The 16080-nt window shown below is 35.4% G+C and carries 16 protein-coding genes; 8 read left to right on the top strand and 8 right to left on the bottom strand.

Annotation, left to right across the window (positions count from 1 at the left end):
- Window positions 1-32: 32 nt before the first annotated feature.
- On the bottom strand, window positions 33-713 hold the full coding sequence (gene trmB / locus ACFQO1_RS01960) for a tRNA (guanosine(46)-N7)-methyltransferase TrmB (protein WP_380216183.1): 681 nt from the start codon (window positions 711-713) through the stop codon (window positions 33-35).
- 74 nt (window positions 714-787) lie between these two features.
- On the opposite strand from trmB, the gene ACFQO1_RS01955 reads away from it, so the two are divergent.
- Complete coding sequence (locus tag ACFQO1_RS01955; protein ID WP_380216181.1) at window positions 788-1858, top strand: glycosyltransferase; 1071 nt, start codon at window positions 788-790, stop codon at window positions 1856-1858.
- Here ACFQO1_RS01955 and ACFQO1_RS01950 read toward each other — a convergent pair.
- Together ACFQO1_RS01950 and ACFQO1_RS01945 are read right to left on the bottom strand one after the other, a co-directional pair.
- Entirely contained in the window at window positions 1823-2869 is a 1047-nt protein-coding gene (locus ACFQO1_RS01950) for a sensor histidine kinase (RefSeq protein WP_380216179.1), read from the bottom strand. The two genes, ACFQO1_RS01955 and ACFQO1_RS01950, sit on opposite strands and share 36 nt — an antisense overlap.
- Window positions 2869-3552, bottom strand: a complete 684-nt coding sequence (locus ACFQO1_RS01945) for a response regulator transcription factor (RefSeq protein ID WP_380216177.1) — start codon at window positions 3550-3552, stop codon at window positions 2869-2871. Before ACFQO1_RS01945 ends, ACFQO1_RS01950 begins: the two co-directional genes overlap by 1 nt.
- A gap of 198 nt (window positions 3553-3750) precedes the next feature.
- On the opposite strand from ACFQO1_RS01945, the gene ACFQO1_RS01940 reads away from it, so the two are divergent.
- The 4 genes from ACFQO1_RS01940 to ACFQO1_RS01925 all read left to right on the top strand — a co-directional run bounded on the left by ACFQO1_RS01940 (window position 3751) and on the right by ACFQO1_RS01925 (window position 8062).
- The gene (locus ACFQO1_RS01940) at window positions 3751-5442 is read left to right on the top strand and encodes a T9SS type A sorting domain-containing protein (protein ID WP_380216175.1); all 1692 of its coding nucleotides are present in this window, start codon (window positions 3751-3753) and stop codon (window positions 5440-5442) included.
- A gap of 86 nt (window positions 5443-5528) precedes the next feature.
- On the top strand, window positions 5529-6503 hold the full coding sequence (locus tag ACFQO1_RS01935) for a LuxE/PaaK family acyltransferase (protein WP_380216173.1): 975 nt from the start codon (window positions 5529-5531) through the stop codon (window positions 6501-6503).
- Entirely contained in the window at window positions 6503-7540 is a 1038-nt protein-coding gene (locus tag ACFQO1_RS01930) for a hypothetical protein (protein WP_380216171.1), read from the top strand. The genes ACFQO1_RS01935 and ACFQO1_RS01930 overlap by 1 nt, the downstream gene beginning before the upstream one ends.
- Before the next feature lie 6 nt (window positions 7541-7546).
- Complete coding sequence (locus tag ACFQO1_RS01925) at window positions 7547-8062, top strand: DUF350 domain-containing protein (protein ID WP_380216169.1); 516 nt, start codon at window positions 7547-7549, stop codon at window positions 8060-8062.
- 161 nt (window positions 8063-8223) lie between these two features.
- On the opposite strand, the gene tyrS is transcribed toward ACFQO1_RS01925, so the two are convergent.
- A complete protein-coding gene (gene tyrS, locus ACFQO1_RS01920) occupies window positions 8224-9522 on the bottom strand; it encodes a tyrosine--tRNA ligase (RefSeq protein ID WP_380216167.1) in 1299 nt (432 codons plus the stop codon).
- A gap of 76 nt (window positions 9523-9598) precedes the next feature.
- On the opposite strand from tyrS, the gene ACFQO1_RS01915 reads away from it, so the two are divergent.
- A complete protein-coding gene (locus ACFQO1_RS01915; RefSeq protein WP_380216165.1) occupies window positions 9599-10615 on the top strand; it encodes an NAD-dependent epimerase/dehydratase family protein in 1017 nt (338 codons plus the stop codon).
- Here ACFQO1_RS01915 and ACFQO1_RS01910 read toward each other — a convergent pair.
- Genes ACFQO1_RS01910 through ACFQO1_RS01900 form a run of 3 tightly spaced genes read right to left on the bottom strand, consistent with a single transcriptional unit; the run spans window position 10588 to window position 13102 of the window.
- The gene (locus tag ACFQO1_RS01910) at window positions 10588-11022 is read right to left on the bottom strand and encodes a DUF4296 domain-containing protein (protein WP_380216163.1); all 435 of its coding nucleotides are present in this window, start codon (window positions 11020-11022) and stop codon (window positions 10588-10590) included. The two genes, ACFQO1_RS01915 and ACFQO1_RS01910, sit on opposite strands and share 28 nt — an antisense overlap.
- Window positions 11019-12362, bottom strand: coding sequence for a dihydroorotase (locus ACFQO1_RS01905; RefSeq protein WP_380216161.1), 1344 nt, complete (start codon window positions 12360-12362; stop codon window positions 11019-11021). Before ACFQO1_RS01905 ends, ACFQO1_RS01910 begins: the two co-directional genes overlap by 4 nt.
- Window positions 12362-13102 (bottom strand): polyprenol monophosphomannose synthase, encoded by a 741-nt coding sequence (locus ACFQO1_RS01900; RefSeq protein WP_380216159.1) that lies wholly within the window; start codon window positions 13100-13102, stop codon window positions 12362-12364. Before ACFQO1_RS01900 ends, ACFQO1_RS01905 begins: the two co-directional genes overlap by 1 nt.
- 116 nt (window positions 13103-13218) lie before the next feature.
- Between ACFQO1_RS01900 and ACFQO1_RS01895 the strand changes: the two genes are divergently transcribed.
- Both ACFQO1_RS01895 and ACFQO1_RS01890 read left to right on the top strand, forming a co-directional pair.
- Window positions 13219-13872, top strand: a complete 654-nt coding sequence (locus ACFQO1_RS01895; RefSeq protein ID WP_380216157.1) for a DUF4271 domain-containing protein — start codon at window positions 13219-13221, stop codon at window positions 13870-13872.
- 16 nt (window positions 13873-13888) lie between these two features.
- Complete coding sequence (locus ACFQO1_RS01890; RefSeq protein WP_380216155.1) at window positions 13889-14635, top strand: uroporphyrinogen-III synthase; 747 nt, start codon at window positions 13889-13891, stop codon at window positions 14633-14635.
- Window positions 14636-14723: 88 nt separating this feature from the next.
- Here ACFQO1_RS01890 and ahcY read toward each other — a convergent pair whose 3' ends face one another.
- Complete coding sequence (gene ahcY / locus ACFQO1_RS01885) at window positions 14724-16034, bottom strand: adenosylhomocysteinase (protein ID WP_380216153.1); 1311 nt, start codon at window positions 16032-16034, stop codon at window positions 14724-14726.
- Between the last annotated feature and the right edge of the window lie 46 nt (window positions 16035-16080).

The following is a 16080-nucleotide window of genomic DNA, read 5'->3' as shown; positions in this document are numbered from 1 at the left end:
TAAAGGTAGTTTGCATCGTGAAGATACAGAAATTATTTAGAACGAAATCTAAACTTTATGTAGGTAATTTTTTTGTTTACTTCAAGATATTGTTTTTCGTAAAAGGTTTGTATCGAGGTCACTTCTTTTGGTGACATGGTGTTACCATACACATCGTGATGTGCGTAGACAATATCTTCCTCCAGTCCATGTAACAATCCTAGGGTGTAGCCATGCATAAATTCACTATCGGTTTTTAAGTGAACAAACCCGTCTGGTTTTAAGATTTTCTGGTACTTATTTAAAAACTCTTGATTTGTTAATCTGTGCTTAGTGCGGGTATATTTAATTTGAGGATCTGGAAACGTAATCCAGATTTCATCTACTTCATTCTCTTCAAATAAATGATCTATAAGTTCAATCTGTGTACGTAAAAAACCAACATTGGTGTAGTTCTCTTCTAAAGCTGTTTTGGCACCACGCCAGAAACGAGCTCCTTTAATGTCAATTCCTAGAAAATTTTTATCAGGATTCTGAATCGCAAGATTGACAGAATATTCACCCTTTCCACATCCTAATTCAAGGACCAGTGGGTTCTCATTCTTAAAGAACTTTTTCTTCCAGTTTCCTTTTAAGTCCAACGCATTAGAAAACACCTCTTCCCGAGTTGGCTGAACAACATTGGCAAACGTTTCATTTTCCTTGAACCTGCGTAATTTATTTTTACTTCCCAATTGAACCTTTTTTTACATTGTTTGGCAAAACTAAGTAATTATACTGTGCCGCTATAATACGTACCTTTGTTTTTATGTCAAAAAAGAAAACCATTTTGATAGCCCCATTACATTGGGGGTTAGGGCATGCGACACGATGTGTCCCAATAATACAAGCATTACTCGCAAATGGTTTTAAGGTGATAGTAGCTTCAGATGGAGGTGCACTTTTATTACTTCGGAAAGAATTTCCTCTTTTAGAAAGTCTCGAACTTCCTTCCTACAATATAACGTATCCTTCAAAAGGAAGCAATTTGAAATGGCATCTTTTATTGAAGCTTCCGCATATTCAGAAAACAATTGCTTCAGAAAAAAAAATTATAGCATCTCTGGTTGCTAAAGGAGTTATCGACGGTATTATAAGTGACAATAGATTTGGAGTTCGAAGTAAAAAGGTGCCATCAGTCTTTATAACACATCAGCTAAATGTACTTTCAGGAATAACGACATTTTTTAGTAGTAAAATTCACCAGAACATTAGTAAGAAATTTGACGAGTGTTGGGTGCCAGACATTGAAGGAACGAATAATTTGAGCGGCCAATTAGGACATCCTAAAAAAGTAAATTTTCCAGTTCACTATATAGGCATTTTAAGTAGAATGCATCGTAGCGACCTGAAAAAAAAATATGATATTTTAGTGATTCTTTCGGGACCAGAACCCCAACGAACTTTATTGGAAGAAAAAATTATTGCAGAGCTAAAGGCTTCAAAAAAATCTATTTTACTCGTCCAAGGTTGTATGGCTTCCAAACAGACTTCAGCAAGAATAGGAAACCTTCAAGTAGTAAATTTCTTGCTTACTTCAGCATTAGAGAAAGCTATCAATGAGAGTGAATTAATCATTTCCCGATCTGGCTATACAACTATTATGGATTTGGCAATGCTTGAAAAAAAAGCTTTTTTTATTCCTACCCCGGGACAATATGAACAGGAATATTTAGCAAAAAAATTAAAAAAACAAGGGATTGCTCCCTACTGTAAGCAAGAAAATTTTTCAGAAAAAAAACTAGAGAATATATATGCTTATACTGGATTTAAAGGCATGCACCAACCTAATGATCTGGCACCTCTATTTCGCCTTTTCGAGCGTAAACGAAAACTCTGAGCCAATCCCAAACTGACTTTCAACATAGATTTTTTCGTTATGAGCTTCAATAATATGCTTGACAATAGATAGTCCTAATCCGCTACCCCCTTCCTTACGGGAGCCGCTCTTGTCGACTCTATAAAAACGCTCGAAAAGTCTGGGAAGATGCACCTGTTCAATACCCTCTCCATTGTCTACAATGCGCACAATGACTTTATTTTCTATTAAGTCTTCAATACTCACTTCGGTCGTACCATTTTTTTGGCCGTATTTAATTGAATTTACCAGAAGATTGGTAAGTACCTGTTGAATTCGCTCTTTGTCAGCATTTACGAAAATTGAATCTGTATATACTTTATCAAAAGTAAGATTGATCTTTTTTTTGCCAGCTTTCATTTCCAGCAAATCAAATACATTTTCTACAAGTTCGATAATATTAAAACGTTCTTTATCCAGGTTGAGATCTCCCACCTCTAATTTGGTAATCATATCCAGATCTTTGATAATATAGGTAAGGCGCTCGACTCCTTTATTTGCTCTGTTCAAGTATTTTTTACGAACAGATTTATCTTTCATAGCGCCATCCAGAAGGGTAAGTATGTATCCTTGCACTGTAAACAGAGGTGTCTTTAATTCATGAGAAACGTTTCCAAGAAATTCTTTCCGATAGTTCTCCCGTATTTTAAGAGCTTCGATCTCTAATTTTTTGTTTTGCGCAAAACGACCCACTTCCCGAGTCAATGTTTCCATATCTGTTGTGATTTTAGGTCTGCCATAGGTACTTGCATCTAACAGGCTTACTTCATCATAAATTTTTTGAATTCGGTTGTAGATAAATCGTTCAACTCTATATTGAATGATAAAAAAAGAAAAAAGATAACAGACTATTGCAAAACCTAAAAGAAACCAGATCATGATTTCACTAGAGTAGAAGTAAAAAAAAACACCCATCGCGAGTGTTAGAAATAAGGTAATTGCGGTGGAAGTTAAAAATGCAAAACGATATGTTTTTTTAAAATTTGTAGTCATTAAATCACAAACTTATACCCAACACCTTTTACGGTTTTAAATTTTTTATCCCCAATTTTTTCCCTTAATTTTCTAATGTGGACATCAATTGTTCTTCCGCCTACCACAACTTCATTACCCCAAACCTTATCGAGTATGTCTTCTCTTTTAAATACTTTGCCAGGTTTAGAAGCTAGTAAAGACAGTAATTCAAATTCTTTTCTAGGCAAAATAAGCTCTTCCTTTCCGTTTATAATTTTATATTCTTCCCTGTTAATGGTTAGCTTTCCAATTTTGATTAGACTCTCTTCTTCGGTTGATTCTTTAAATCTTCTCAATAATGCTTTTACCTTACTAAGCAACACCTTTGGCTTTATTGGTTTTGTAATATAATCGTCTGCTCCAGCTTCAAAACCGGCAACCTGAGAATAATCCTCTCCTCTTGCCGTTAAAAAAGTAATAACTGTTTCTGAAAGTTCTGGTATTTTCCTAAGCTTCTCACAGGCTTCAATACCATCCATCTTTGGCATCATTACATCAAGTATAATAAGATGTGGATTGTGTTTTTTGGCTTTAGAAATTGCTTCAAGACCATTTTCGGCAGTAAAAACGTTGTATCCTTCTGAGGTAAGATTATACCCTACTATTTCTAAAATATCCGGCTCGTCGTCTACTAATAAAATTTTAGTTTCTTTCTTTTTCATAGGCTTTATGAATAGTCTATAAAGATAGTGTTTAATTGGTTTTTTAATTCATATAAAATCCATTTTTAACAATAAGGTAATATTGAAAAAAGAACGCTAAACATTAATTGTTTGTTATTTTATCGTTAAACTCAAATCTATTGCTTTATAAATTGATTAGTTTATATATTTTTGTTTGAATTTTAAAAATAATATGAAATGAAAAAAATTACACTTTTACTTGCCCTTTTAGTTGCAAGTATATCTTATGGTCAGATCGTAATTAACGAAGTTGATTCTGATCAAACAAGTACAGACACTACTGAATTTATTGAACTTTTATCTGATACTCCAAACTTTTCTTTAAATGGATACATTGTAGTCCTTTTTAATGGATCAAATGATACAAGTTATGAAACTGTTGATCTAACTGGTTTTACAACAGACGCCAATGGATATTTTATCATTGGTAGTGATGCTACTCCTGGAGTAGATATTATGCTAGGACCAGACAATACAATTCAAAACGGAACTGACGCAATTGCAATCTATCAAGATAGTGCAGCTACTTTTCCTGATGGAACTGCTCCAACGACCACAAACCTTATTGATGCTGTAGTCTATACCACTGGAGACGGTGATGACGAAGGTCTAAGAATGGCATTAGGGTTAAGCACTTTTTATGATGAAGATGCAAATGGTATGAAAGACACAGAGTCTATTCAAAGAGCGTCAGATGGAACGTATTGTACAGGAGCACCAACTCTTCGTCTTATGAATATTGATTGTGGAACTGTTTGTCCATTACAAGTAAGTGTAGAAAGTGTTGTTTGTGACGCTGTAACTAGCGGGACAGATACATACACGACTACTTTATCATTTACAGGTGGAGGAACTGAAACTTATACTATAGCAGCTACAGATGGTACTGTTGGTGGAGATGATCCAACAACAGATGCTTCTGGGACAATTACGATTACTGGAGTAGATGAAGGCGCAGATTTTACATATACTATAACAAGTACTACGTGTTCTATTAGTAACATGATCAATGCTCCAGATTGTATCCCTGCTTCAGATGTAGCAACTATTGCAGAACTTAGAGCTGGAACACTTGGTGTTGATTATACATTAACTGGAGAAGTATTATTAACTTTTCAGAAAATGGAACGTAATCAAAAATGGATTGAAGATGCAACGGCAGCTATCTTAATAGATGATCCTGCTGGTGTTATCACCACTACTTATAGTGAAGGTGACGGTATTACAGGAATTTCTGGAACCCTTACAGAATTTGGAGATTTATTACAATTTAGACCAACTATGGATCCAGGAGCACCGAGTTCTACTGGAAATACATTAACTCCACAAGCCATTACGCAAGCGATGTACGATGCAAATCCTACAGATTATGAATCTGAATTAATTGCACTAACTAACGTTTTATACACAGATGGAGATGGTACCACTGTTTTTGAGATCGACACAGATTACGCTTTAGACGGAACAGTTACTGTTCACAGAACTAGTATCGAAGAAGCAGATTATATTGGACAACTTGTTCCTTTTAATCCTATCCCAACTTTTGTAGCATTAGGATCTAGTTTTAATGGAGCCCCTCAACTTCTTGTGAGAAGAGGATCAGATATTGGATTAGTTTTAGGTACAGCAGAAAATGCATTAGAGCAACTTTCTATCTACCCTAATCCATCTACAACAGGTTATATTAACATAGAATCTCCATTAAATGGAGATATGAATGTTATTATATACGACGTTTTAGGAAAACAAGTAATTAACACAGTTGTTGCTGGAGAGAGATTAAACATTTCTTCTCTAAAGAGCGGCGTGTACATGGTGCAAGTTTCTCAAGATGGAAGCGCTGTTACTAAAAAATTAGTAGTAAGATAATTCTTTCTGAAATAGAATTTTATGAAAGCCTCTTTTTAAGGGGCTTTTTTATTGCCTATTTTTGATACCTATTTCTGAAGCTTCATATGACCACAAATGCTTTATTTTCTATTTCTTCTGCGGAAGAATTTGAAGCCCTAGCGCTTCAGGTTTTTAAGTATCAAAGCAAACATGTTCCTATCTATAAGAATTTTTGTGAACACCTTAATTGCACGACCGAAACAGTTCTAAAGTTAGAAGACATTCCATTTTTACCCATTTCTTTTTTCAAAACACACACCGTACTTTCTGAAAAAAAAGAAAGCACCTATTTATTTACTAGCAGCGGCACGACAGGAAGTATTACGAGCAAGCATCACGTTGCAGAGTTGTCGGTATATAAAAAGAGTTTTTCTAAGGGATTCGCTCATTTCTATGGTGCTGTTTCAGAATATACAATTTTGGCTCTTTTACCATCCTATTTAGAACGGGAAGGATCATCCTTGGTGTATATGGTGAATTCATTGCTTTCAGATAGTAACAGTGAACATTCAGGTTTTTACCTTCATGATTTAGAAGCGCTTATTGAGAAGCTTCAGTGGCTCGAAAACCAAAGAAAAAAAACGATCCTGATTGGTGTATCCTATGCGCTTTTGGATCTTATAGAAAAACAAAACTTTCAGCTTAAACACACAATAGTGATGGAGACTGGCGGTATGAAAGGAAGAAGAAAAGAAATGATTAAAGAAGAGCTACATGCTGTATTAAAAAATGGTTTTGGTGTTTCCCAAATACATAGTGAATATGGGATGACCGAATTATTATCACAAGCCTATGCAAAGAAAAATGGAGATTTTTACTGCCCCCCATGGATGAAAATTCTTACCAGAGATCCAGAAGATGCGTTAACCCTTGTAGAGGGTAAAACTGGAGGTATTAACGTGATAGACCTTGCAAACTATTACTCTTGTTCGTTCATTGCAACCCAGGATCTTGGCAAATTAAATCCAGAGGGTAGTTTTAAAATTTTAGGTAGATTTGACGAAAGTGATATTCGTGGGTGTAACTTGATGGTTCTCTAATGGCTCAAACTCAAAAAAAAGGAAACAATGGTTGTCTCTGGCTTATTGTAGCAGGTTTTTTTACCATATTTGCCTTTGTATTTCTAAATCAATTTTTAGGTATTACTAGCACATTTGCACTACTAACTGCTTTAGTGTTTTCTATCATTGTGACTTCCAAAATTCTAGGTGTTTCCAATAAGAAAAGTATCTTTAGCACTTCGATTGTACTTTTTCTTTTTTTCTTTACTTTTAAATTTTTTATAGGATTTATAGCCCAGCTTATTGATGCAGATTTTTCTGAGGATTTGACGTTTTCAAAAAATGAACAAGTAAAGAAAACAACTATTCTAGAAGCAACAGATTCTGTAGTGGTTTACCAAAGTGTACGGCAATGGACAGATAATTTTGGTAATGATTATACGGGAGATTTAACCATTCGAGAGCGGGATTTCATAACCTTGGCTTCTCAACCGCTTGCGTATCGATTCAATTCGAATAACAATTATTGGGGCGGCTTGTACGATTATCTAGAGAAACGGGATGGTCCAAGTTTAGACCTTGTCATGAATATGTTCCAAACGATCCATGAAAGCAAGCAATTAAATGAAATGGAATTTGCCGAAATGGTTGTCACCTGTATTCAAGATATCCCGTATTCTTTTGTTTTTTCTGAAGCCTGCGAACCAGCAGAATTTTATGAAGAATCGATCGCCCGAATCTTACGAAAATGTCCCGAATGTTGTATTGGAAACCAACCCTACGGCATACAAACTCCTGTTGCCTTTTTACAAAATTTAAAAGGGGACTGCGATACCCGCACCGTTTTAATTTATACCATTTTAAAACATTTTAATTATGATGTTGCTATCTTAAATAGCGACTTCTATTTACATTCAATCTTAGGTCTAAATATTCCTGCAACGGGCACTTATAAAATTTATAACGGGAAAAAATACATGCTTTGGGAAACCACTGCAAAATATTATGCTGCAGGTGCATTACCCGTAAGCTTTAATGATGTAACCCATTGGAATATTGTATTAACCAGCAAATAAAAACTTATGAACTCTCAATTATTTACCCTCGCATTAGTAGAAATTCTACTTTCTATAAGTACTACCGTGGTAATCATCTTTGTATCCTATAAAATTCTGAAATGGTTGTTCTTTAAAAATGAAACTCTGGAAGGAGACAATCTTGCTTTTACCGTATTTACGGGAGGGATCATTCTTTCCATAGGTATTATTCTCAGTGAAATATTACCCTCGGTCACTAACGTCATCCGGCTTTCTTTACATCAGTCTGAAACACTAGATATTATTTTGATCACTAAATATTCTGGACTATACCTGTTTATAGGGTTTTTGATGGCGCTACTTATAAATGGAACGGTTTTTTTCCTGTTTTCAATTCTTACAAAAAGCACGAATGAATTTAAAGAAATAAAGAAAAATAACCTTGCTGTTGCAATCTTAGTGGTCACCATTTTAATAAGTATTACACTTATTGTTAAGGATACGATTGCACTATTGATTAGTTCCTTAGTACCCTATCCACAAGTGACTAATTATTTGTAAAAAGTATGTAAGGTAACCAGCATTGATCCGACTTATTTTTTGTTACTAAAGAAATTAAGAAGTAGAAGAATTTTATGTCGAGGCATGTACTGCCTTTCATAAATGGTTGGTTAGTTTGTTAATGAGGAGCCTTTAAACATCTTGTTCAAGGGCTCCTTTAGTTAGAGTGCTTTTATAATAAAGTAATTCTTCTTTCCCCGTTGTAATAATACAAACTGACTGTTGATCAAATCTTCTTTTGAAATCAAATACCCTTCCTGCACTTTTTCCTTATTTACTGAAATTGAATTCTCTTTTAAAGCTCTTCTCGCTTCACCATTGGACTTTAAAAATCCTGTGTTTTCTGCTAATGCAGCAATTATATCCAAACCGTTTTCTATAGCTGAAGCTTTTACCTCAGCCTGAGGTACTCCTTCAAAAATATCCAGAAACGTTTCAGAATCTAAAGATTTTAAATCGGCAGAAGTAGATTTTCCAAATAAAATTTCTGAAGCTTGTACCGCTTTTTCATATTCATCTGCTCCATGTACAGTAGTTGTAACTTCCTGTGCCAACCGTTTTTGTAACAATCGCATATGAGGCGCTTCGGCATGTTGAGCAGTAAGAGAGTCTATAGTTATCTTATCTAAAAATGTGAAGATTTTAATGTATTTTTCGGCATCTTCATCACTGGTATTTAACCAATATTGATAGAATTTATAAGGAGAAGTTCGCTTTGCATCCAGCCAAACATTACCCCCTTCACTTTTTCCAAATTTGGTTCCGTCGCTCTTTGTAATTAATGGACACGTTAATGCATACCCTTTTCCGCCACCTATTCTACGAATCAATTCGGTTCCTGTAGTAATATTTCCCCACTGGTCACTCCCCCCCATCTGTAACGTACACTCATGATTTTTAAACAAATGTAAAAAATCATATCCCTGCACCAATTGGTAGGTAAACTCGGTAAAGCTCATTCCGTCTGCATCTTCTCCCATTAGCCGATTCTTAACCGAATCCTTTGCCATCATATAGTTGACGGTAATATGTTTCCCGACATCACGAATAAAATCCAGAAAACTAAATTCCTTCATCCAATCGTAGTTATTGACCATCACCGCTTTATTAGGAGTTTCAGAAGTAAAGTCTAAAAATTGAGACAACTGATTTCGAACACACTCTTGGTTGTGACGCAACGTATTTTCATCCAGTAAATTTCGTTCCGAAGACTTTCCGGAAGGATCCCCAATCATTCCAGTAGCTCCACCCACTAAAGCATAAGGTTTATGGCCGCTTCGCTGATAAAAAGCCAGGATCATAATAGGTACTAAATTACCAATATGAAGTGAATCTGCAGTAGGATCAAAACCGATATAGGCCGATCGCATTTTTTCTAACAGATGTTCTTCGGTACCTGGCATCACATCATGTACCATCCCTCGCCATTGTAGCTCTTCTACAAAGTTTTTTACACTCATTCCTTAGATTTTTAGCAAAGATAGTGGGATGCTGCGACACTGAAAAGTTTATCATAAAAAAGAGTATTTTTATCCTATGATTTTAGTCACAGGAGGCACAGGCTTAGTAGGAAGCCATTTATTGTATTTTTTACTGAAAGATGGTGCGACTGTTCGTGCTATCCACAGAACATCAAGCGATCTTGAAGCTGTAAAAAAAATCTTTTTCTATTATTCTGAAAATGCTGAAGCCTTGTTCAAAAAAATTGATTGGGTAGAAGCAAATATTACCGATATACCTGCATTGTCTGAAGCTTTTAAAGGAATTACTCATGTCTATCACGCTGCAGCGTACATTAGTTTTGATCCTAAAAATTACTATAAGCTTAAAAAATCAAATATTGAAGGAACTGCCAATATTGTGAATCTTTGTCTGGCAAATAAGATTCAAAAACTATGTTATGTGAGTTCTGTAGCGACATTAGGAGAAACACTTAACGGAGCACTCATTGATGAAAAAACTCAATGGAATCCCGAAGAAAAAAATAGTGTCTATGCAATCACAAAATTTGGTGCCGAAATGGAAGTGTGGCGGGGTGCCCAGGAAGGATTGGATGTGGTAATCGTTAATCCAGGAGTCATTCTGGGTGAAGGGTTTTGGGATAGTGGCAGCGGCTCAATTTTTAAACAAGCGGCCAAAGGAATCCCGTTTTATTTTGGCGGAGGCATTGGTGTTGTAGATGTCAAAGATGTCGTGAACATAATGCTCCAATTGATGAAAAGCGATATCGTACACAATAACTACATTCTTGTAAGCGAAAATGTTTCTTACAAAAAATTTCTTTCTGAAATTGCTACTTCCCTTGGAAAAAAACCGCCAACAAAAGAAGCTCCAAAATGGATTTTGAATGTAGTACGTTTTTTTGATTGGTTAGCTGCTATTCTTTTCGGAACCAAGAGAAAACTTTTAAAAAGCACCGTGAAATCTATGTATACGACTTCATTTTATGATGCTTCAAAAATTAGGGAAGAAGTGGACTATACATTTTTACCTTTTGAAGAAACTGTTTCCAGAGTCGCAACCATTTATTCTTCGGAAGCATCTTCTTCCTGAGGCACTGGAGGGGTTACCAATACCTTAGACTCCATTTCATCTTCATTTTCAACTGCTGTAGAGTCGGTCCCTTTATCATTTTTTAAGGCTTCTTGTAATGTAACAAGTCGTTGTTCTACTTTTTTGAACAGTTCTGCATATTCATCTAAATTCACAGTGTAATAAGCATTGCTTTTTGCAAACTGTGTACTATCAATTGCATATTTGATATAAATAAAAGAATCTAACTTTACGCCTTTATCTATGATAATTCGGTTATCGATACTTCTCGCCGAATTACTTAAATAAGTATCCACTAAAATATCGACCATTTTATCTTTAGGAATTAGATTTGAGGGTTTTTCTGGTGTTTGTATATCCTGACACCCCACCAGTATTAACACTATAAGTAGATAAACTAATTTCATCCTCTGTCAAAAGTTAAGCGTTCGCCGTGGGTTCTATTTGGGTATTTTCCGTTTTCGTAAGCAATTACACCATTGACGATGGTATGTGTAATTCTGTTCTTAAAAGTCGTTCCTTCAAAAGGGGACCATCCACACTTATAAGCGATATTATCTTTTTTTACAGTCCAGGGAGCATTAGGATTTATTAAAACTAAATCTGCTTTATACCCTTTTCGTATAAAGCCACGGTCTTTAATCTGAAACAGAATTGCCGGATTATGCGCTGTTTTTTCTACGATTTTCTCTGCAGTAATTCTTCCTCTATCTTTCATTTCAAATAATGCTTCTAGTGCATGTTGAACCAGAGGGCCACCAGAAGGTGCATTCACATAATTATTCTCTTTCTCTTCAAGAGTGTGGGGGGCATGATCTGTAGCAATAACATCTATTTTGTTTTCATTCAAGGCTTTCCAAAGCCCGTCACGATCTGCAGCCGTTTTAACAGCAGGATTCCATTTAATTTTTGTGCCTTTTGTTGCATAGTCTTCCTCGGTAAACCAAAGATGATGTATGCATACTTCTGCGGTGATTTTTTTATCTTTTAAAGGTTTTTTACCATCAAAAAGTTGAGTTTCCTTCTTGGTTGATAAGTGAAACACATGCAATCTGGCTCCCGTTTTTTTAGCTAACGCTACTGCTTTTGATGAGGAAATATAACAAGCTTCTTCACTGCGTATTTTTGGGTGCATTTCTATGGGAATACTATCACCATGAATTGCTTTTGCTTCGGAAAGATTTTTGCGTATGGTTGCTTCATCTTCACAATGGGCAGAAATTAATAAATTGGTTTTACTAAAAATTTCTTCAAGAGTGTCAGGATTATCCACCAACATATTCCCTGTAGAAGATCCTAAAAATAATTTTAATCCTGCTACTTTAGTTGGGTCTACTTTTAAAATTTCAGAAAGATTGTCGTTTGTTCCACCAAACATAAAACTATAATTAGCCCATGATGTTTCTTTTGCACGACTAAATTTTTCTTCCAACAGTTTAATTGTAGTAGCTTGAGGAACTGTATTGGGCATCTCGATAAAAGAGGTAATTCCTCCTGCGACAGCTGCTTTAGATTCGGTTTCAATAGTTGCTTTATGTGTAAGACCAGGCTCCCTAAAATGCACTTGGTCATCGATCATTCCTGGCAAAAGGTAATGTCCATCTGCATCGATTACTTTTGTGTCGGCAGACTTTACACTAATATTTTCATCAACAGCCGCAATGCGGTCCCCTTCGATAAGGACATCTCCAGTAAATAGGGTGCCTTCGTTTACAATTTGCGCATTTTTAATTAGTATGGCTTGCATTAAATTTCGTTATAATTGTTTTTGCCAATAAGGCTTTTAAATTTCATTTTAAGAACTCCAAAAATAGCTTCAGAAATAATTCCTCCACTCATTTTAGATTCTCCTTTCGTTCTGTCTGTAAATACAACAGGGACTTCTTTAATTCTGAATTTTGCTAAATAGGTTTTAAATTTCATTTCAATCTGAAACGCATAGCCTACAAATTGTATTTTATCAAGGTTGATTTTTTCCAACACTGCTCTTCGGTAACAAACAAACCCTGCAGTGGTGTCATAGATATTCATTCCCGTTACAAATTGCACATATTTTGAAGCCAACCAGGAGAGCAAAACTCTACTCATAGGCCAGTTTACTACATTTACACCCTTCACGTAACGAGATCCTATAGATAAGTCATATCCTCCTTTATAGCAGGCATTGTACAATCGTATCAAATCATTCGGATTATGCGAAAAATCGGCATCCATTTCAAAAATAAATTCATAGTCCTTTTCCAGTGCCCATTTAAATCCAGCAATGTATGCAGTACCTAACCCCTGTTTTCCTTCTCTTTTTAATAAAAAAAGCTTGTTTTTAAATTCTTCGGAAAGTGACGCTACTTTTTGAGCTGTCAAATCTGGTGAATTATCATCTACCACAAGCACATCGAAAGACCGTTGTAAAGAAAAAATATTCCGTAGTAAACGTTCGATATTCTCAATTTCATTATAGGTAGGTATGACCACCAAGCCTTTCGACATAGACCCTTTTTTATTGGCAAATGTACCGTTTTTTGAATTAATATAAAGCAGAAAAAATACATCAAAGTGCTCTAAAATTTACTGCTTAATTACTGTACCTTTGTTATGATTTAGAAATGCAATTGATAGAAAGACATACCGAGTCCCTGGATTGGCTTACCCTTCTTTTTGTAGGTTGTATTGTGGTATACGGACTCACCAAATATTTATTTCCAAGGCGTTTTCAGGAATTTATAGCGCTCCCGCTTTCCAATAAATATTTTTTAGTGCAAGGCAGAAATGAAGAGATTCAGCATCCCTTTAATATGCTGCTATTTGTCACTCAGATTATTTCCTTTTCAGTATTTATATACCTTGTTACCAAGACAGCAATCCCAGATGAAATTGCTACTAACAAATGGATTTTTGTTCAAATAATTAGCGGTTATACTTTCTTTATACTCACAAAATATTTTGTTGAGAAAATCATCGGGACCGTATTCTCCATGGACAGCCTCATCAACAGATATTTATATCAGAAATTAAGTTATCGCAACCTAATTGCTATATTGGTCTTAGTAGCCAATTTATTTTTCGTGTATGTTTTCGCTCCTAGTTTAACGCTATTACTAATTTTTGCAGTACTATTACTAGTGCTTAATTGTATTGCGCTGTTTTATAGCTATAAAACAAATGGAAAATTAATTCTAGGTAATTTCTTCTATTTTATTTTGTATCTTTGCGCACTTGAAATTTCACCTTATATTATTATCTATAAGGCGTTAACATAGAGAAAAAAACTACTATATGAAAGTGAAAACTATTTTGGTGTCTCAACCCGAACCTAAGATTGAAAACTCTCCTTATTTTGATTTAATTGATAGACAGAAAGTAAAGATCGACTTTAGGCCTTTTATCCATGTTGAAGGAGTTTCTGGTAAGGATGTTCGTGCTCAGAAAGTTGACCTTAAAGACTATACTGCAGTTATTTTAACAAGCCGCAATGCTGTTGATCATTATTTTAGAATTGCAGACGAACTTCGCTTCAAAGTACCCGATAGTATGAAGTATTTTTGCCAGAGTGAAGCCGTCGCTTATTACCTTCAGAAATATGTGGTATACAGAAAAAGAAAGATTTATGTTGGCAAAAGAACTTTTACCGAGTTATCTCCGCTCATCAAAAAATATAAAAATGAAAAGTTTCTATTACCTTCTTCAGACAAATTAAAACCTGAAGTGCCTCAGGTCTTAAATGATCTTAAAGTAAACTGGAAACAATCCGTTTTCTACAAAACAGTAGTGAGTGACCTGTCTGACCTTGAAAATGTCTTCTATGATATCTTAGTATTCTTTAGCCCAAGTGGAATCGAATCGTTGCTACATAATTTTCCTGACTTTAAACAAAACGACACTCGTATCGCTGTTTTTGGCAATACTACTGTGAAGGCTGCTGCCGAAAGTGGATTACGCGTAGATATTCAGGCGCCTACGCCAGAAACACCTTCTATGACTATGGCATTAGAAAAGTATATCAAAGAAGCGAATAAGCGATAAAATTTACTTCTTTTAAAAATAAAAAAACCTCAACTTTCCAAGTTGAGGTTTTTTTATACTTAAGATTTCTACTGTCGCAGGAATAAGATTAGTACCTGTAGTACTCTGGCTTAAACGGCCCTTCAACTTCTACTCCAATATAGTCTGCTTGTTCTTTGTTTAATTCGGTAAGCTCAACGCCTATTTTCTCTAGGTGTAATTTTGCCACTTTTTCATCAAGATGCTTTGGCAGCATATATACTTTGTTTTCGTAGTTATCACTGTTTTTCCACAACTCGATCTGTGCTAGGGTCTGATTTGTAAACGAATTACTCATTACAAAACTTGGATGACCTGTTGCACAACCTAAGTTTACAAGACGACCTTCCGCCAATAAAATAATATCATTTCCATTGATATTATACTTGTCAACCTGAGGCTTAATTTCCACTTTTTCTGAATTATTCTTCAACCAAGCAACATCTATTTCATTATCAAAGTGACCAATATTACATACTATCGTCTTGTCTTTCATGGCCGAAAAATGTTCCCCTCTAACAATATCTTTGTTTCCGGTAGTAGTAATAACGATATCTGCCTTCTCAATCACATTTTCAAGTTTCTTTACTTCAAAACCATCCATAGCAGCCTGTAAAGCACAAATTGGATCAATTTCGGTTACTGTTACAATAGAACCAGCACCTTTAAACGAAGCTGCAGTACCTTTTCCAACATCACCATACCCACAAACGACCACTCTTTTTCCTGCTAACATTACATCTGTTGCACGACGAATAGCATCTACGGCACTTTCGCGACATCCATATTTATTATCAAATTTTGATTTTGTAACACTGTCATTTACATTGATGGCAGGCATAACCAAAGTCCCATTTTTCATACGTTCGTACAATCTGTGAACTCCTGTTGTCGTCTCTTCTGAAAGTCCTTTAATTCCCTTTGCCAATTCTGGATATTTATCAAATACCATATTGGTTAAATCTCCTCCATCATCCAGAATCATGTTTAATGGCTTGCGATCTTCACCAAAAAATAACGTTTGCTCGATACACCAGTCAAATTCTTCGTCGTTCATTCCTTTCCACGCATATACTGGAATTCCAGCTGCGGCAATTGCTGCAGCCGCTTGGTCCTGAGTCGAAAATATATTACATGAACTCCAAGTCACCTCAGCTCCAAGTGCAATTAATGTTTCAATAAGAACCGCAGTCTGTATTGTCATGTGAAGACATCCTGCAATACGAGCCCCTTTTAAAGGTTGCTCATTTTTGTATTCTTCACGCAAAGACATTAAACCTGGCATTTCAGCTTCTGCAAGTTCAATTTCTTTTCGTCCCCAGTCTGCAAGGGAAATATCTTTTACCTTATAAGGCGTGTATGCAATCGTTTTTGTTGACATAAAATTGTTTTTTAGTTGTCCTAAAGCAGACAAACTATTTGATAAA

It is taken from the genome of Jejudonia soesokkakensis (genome assembly GCF_042664795.1).
GTDB lineage: Bacteria > Bacteroidota > Bacteroidia > Flavobacteriales > Flavobacteriaceae > Jejudonia > Jejudonia soesokkakensis.
This window is presented reverse-complemented; position numbering and strand designations above follow the sequence as displayed.

Coding starts and splice junctions, on each gene's coding strand:
- ACFQO1_RS01905 (WP_380216161.1), bottom strand. CDS start 12,362: ATGCAAGCCATACTAATTAAAAATGCGCAAATTGTAAACGAAGGCACC.
- ACFQO1_RS01950 (WP_380216179.1), bottom strand. CDS start 2,869: ATGACTACAAATTTTAAAAAAACATATCGTTTTGCATTTTTAACTTCC.
- ACFQO1_RS01940 (WP_380216175.1), top strand. CDS start 3,751: ATGAAAAAAATTACACTTTTACTTGCCCTTTTAGTTGCAAGTATATCT.
- ACFQO1_RS01955 (WP_380216181.1), top strand. CDS start 788: ATGTCAAAAAAGAAAACCATTTTGATAGCCCCATTACATTGGGGGTTA.
- ACFQO1_RS01890 (WP_380216155.1), top strand. CDS start 13,889: ATGAAAGTGAAAACTATTTTGGTGTCTCAACCCGAACCTAAGATTGAA.
- ACFQO1_RS01915 (WP_380216165.1), top strand. CDS start 9,599: ATGATTTTAGTCACAGGAGGCACAGGCTTAGTAGGAAGCCATTTATTG.
- ACFQO1_RS01895 (WP_380216157.1), top strand. CDS start 13,219: ATGCAATTGATAGAAAGACATACCGAGTCCCTGGATTGGCTTACCCTT.
- ACFQO1_RS01945 (WP_380216177.1), bottom strand. CDS start 3,552: ATGAAAAAGAAAGAAACTAAAATTTTATTAGTAGACGACGAGCCGGAT.
- ACFQO1_RS01900 (WP_380216159.1), bottom strand. CDS start 13,102: ATGTCGAAAGGCTTGGTGGTCATACCTACCTATAATGAAATTGAGAAT.
- ACFQO1_RS01910 (WP_380216163.1), bottom strand. CDS start 11,022: ATGAAATTAGTTTATCTACTTATAGTGTTAATACTGGTGGGGTGTCAG.
- ACFQO1_RS01930 (WP_380216171.1), top strand. CDS start 6,503: ATGGCTCAAACTCAAAAAAAAGGAAACAATGGTTGTCTCTGGCTTATT.
- ACFQO1_RS01925 (WP_380216169.1), top strand. CDS start 7,547: ATGAACTCTCAATTATTTACCCTCGCATTAGTAGAAATTCTACTTTCT.
- ahcY (WP_380216153.1), bottom strand. CDS start 16,034: ATGTCAACAAAAACGATTGCATACACGCCTTATAAGGTAAAAGATATT.
- tyrS (WP_380216167.1), bottom strand. CDS start 9,522: ATGAGTGTAAAAAACTTTGTAGAAGAGCTACAATGGCGAGGGATGGTA.
- ACFQO1_RS01935 (WP_380216173.1), top strand. CDS start 5,529: ATGACCACAAATGCTTTATTTTCTATTTCTTCTGCGGAAGAATTTGAA.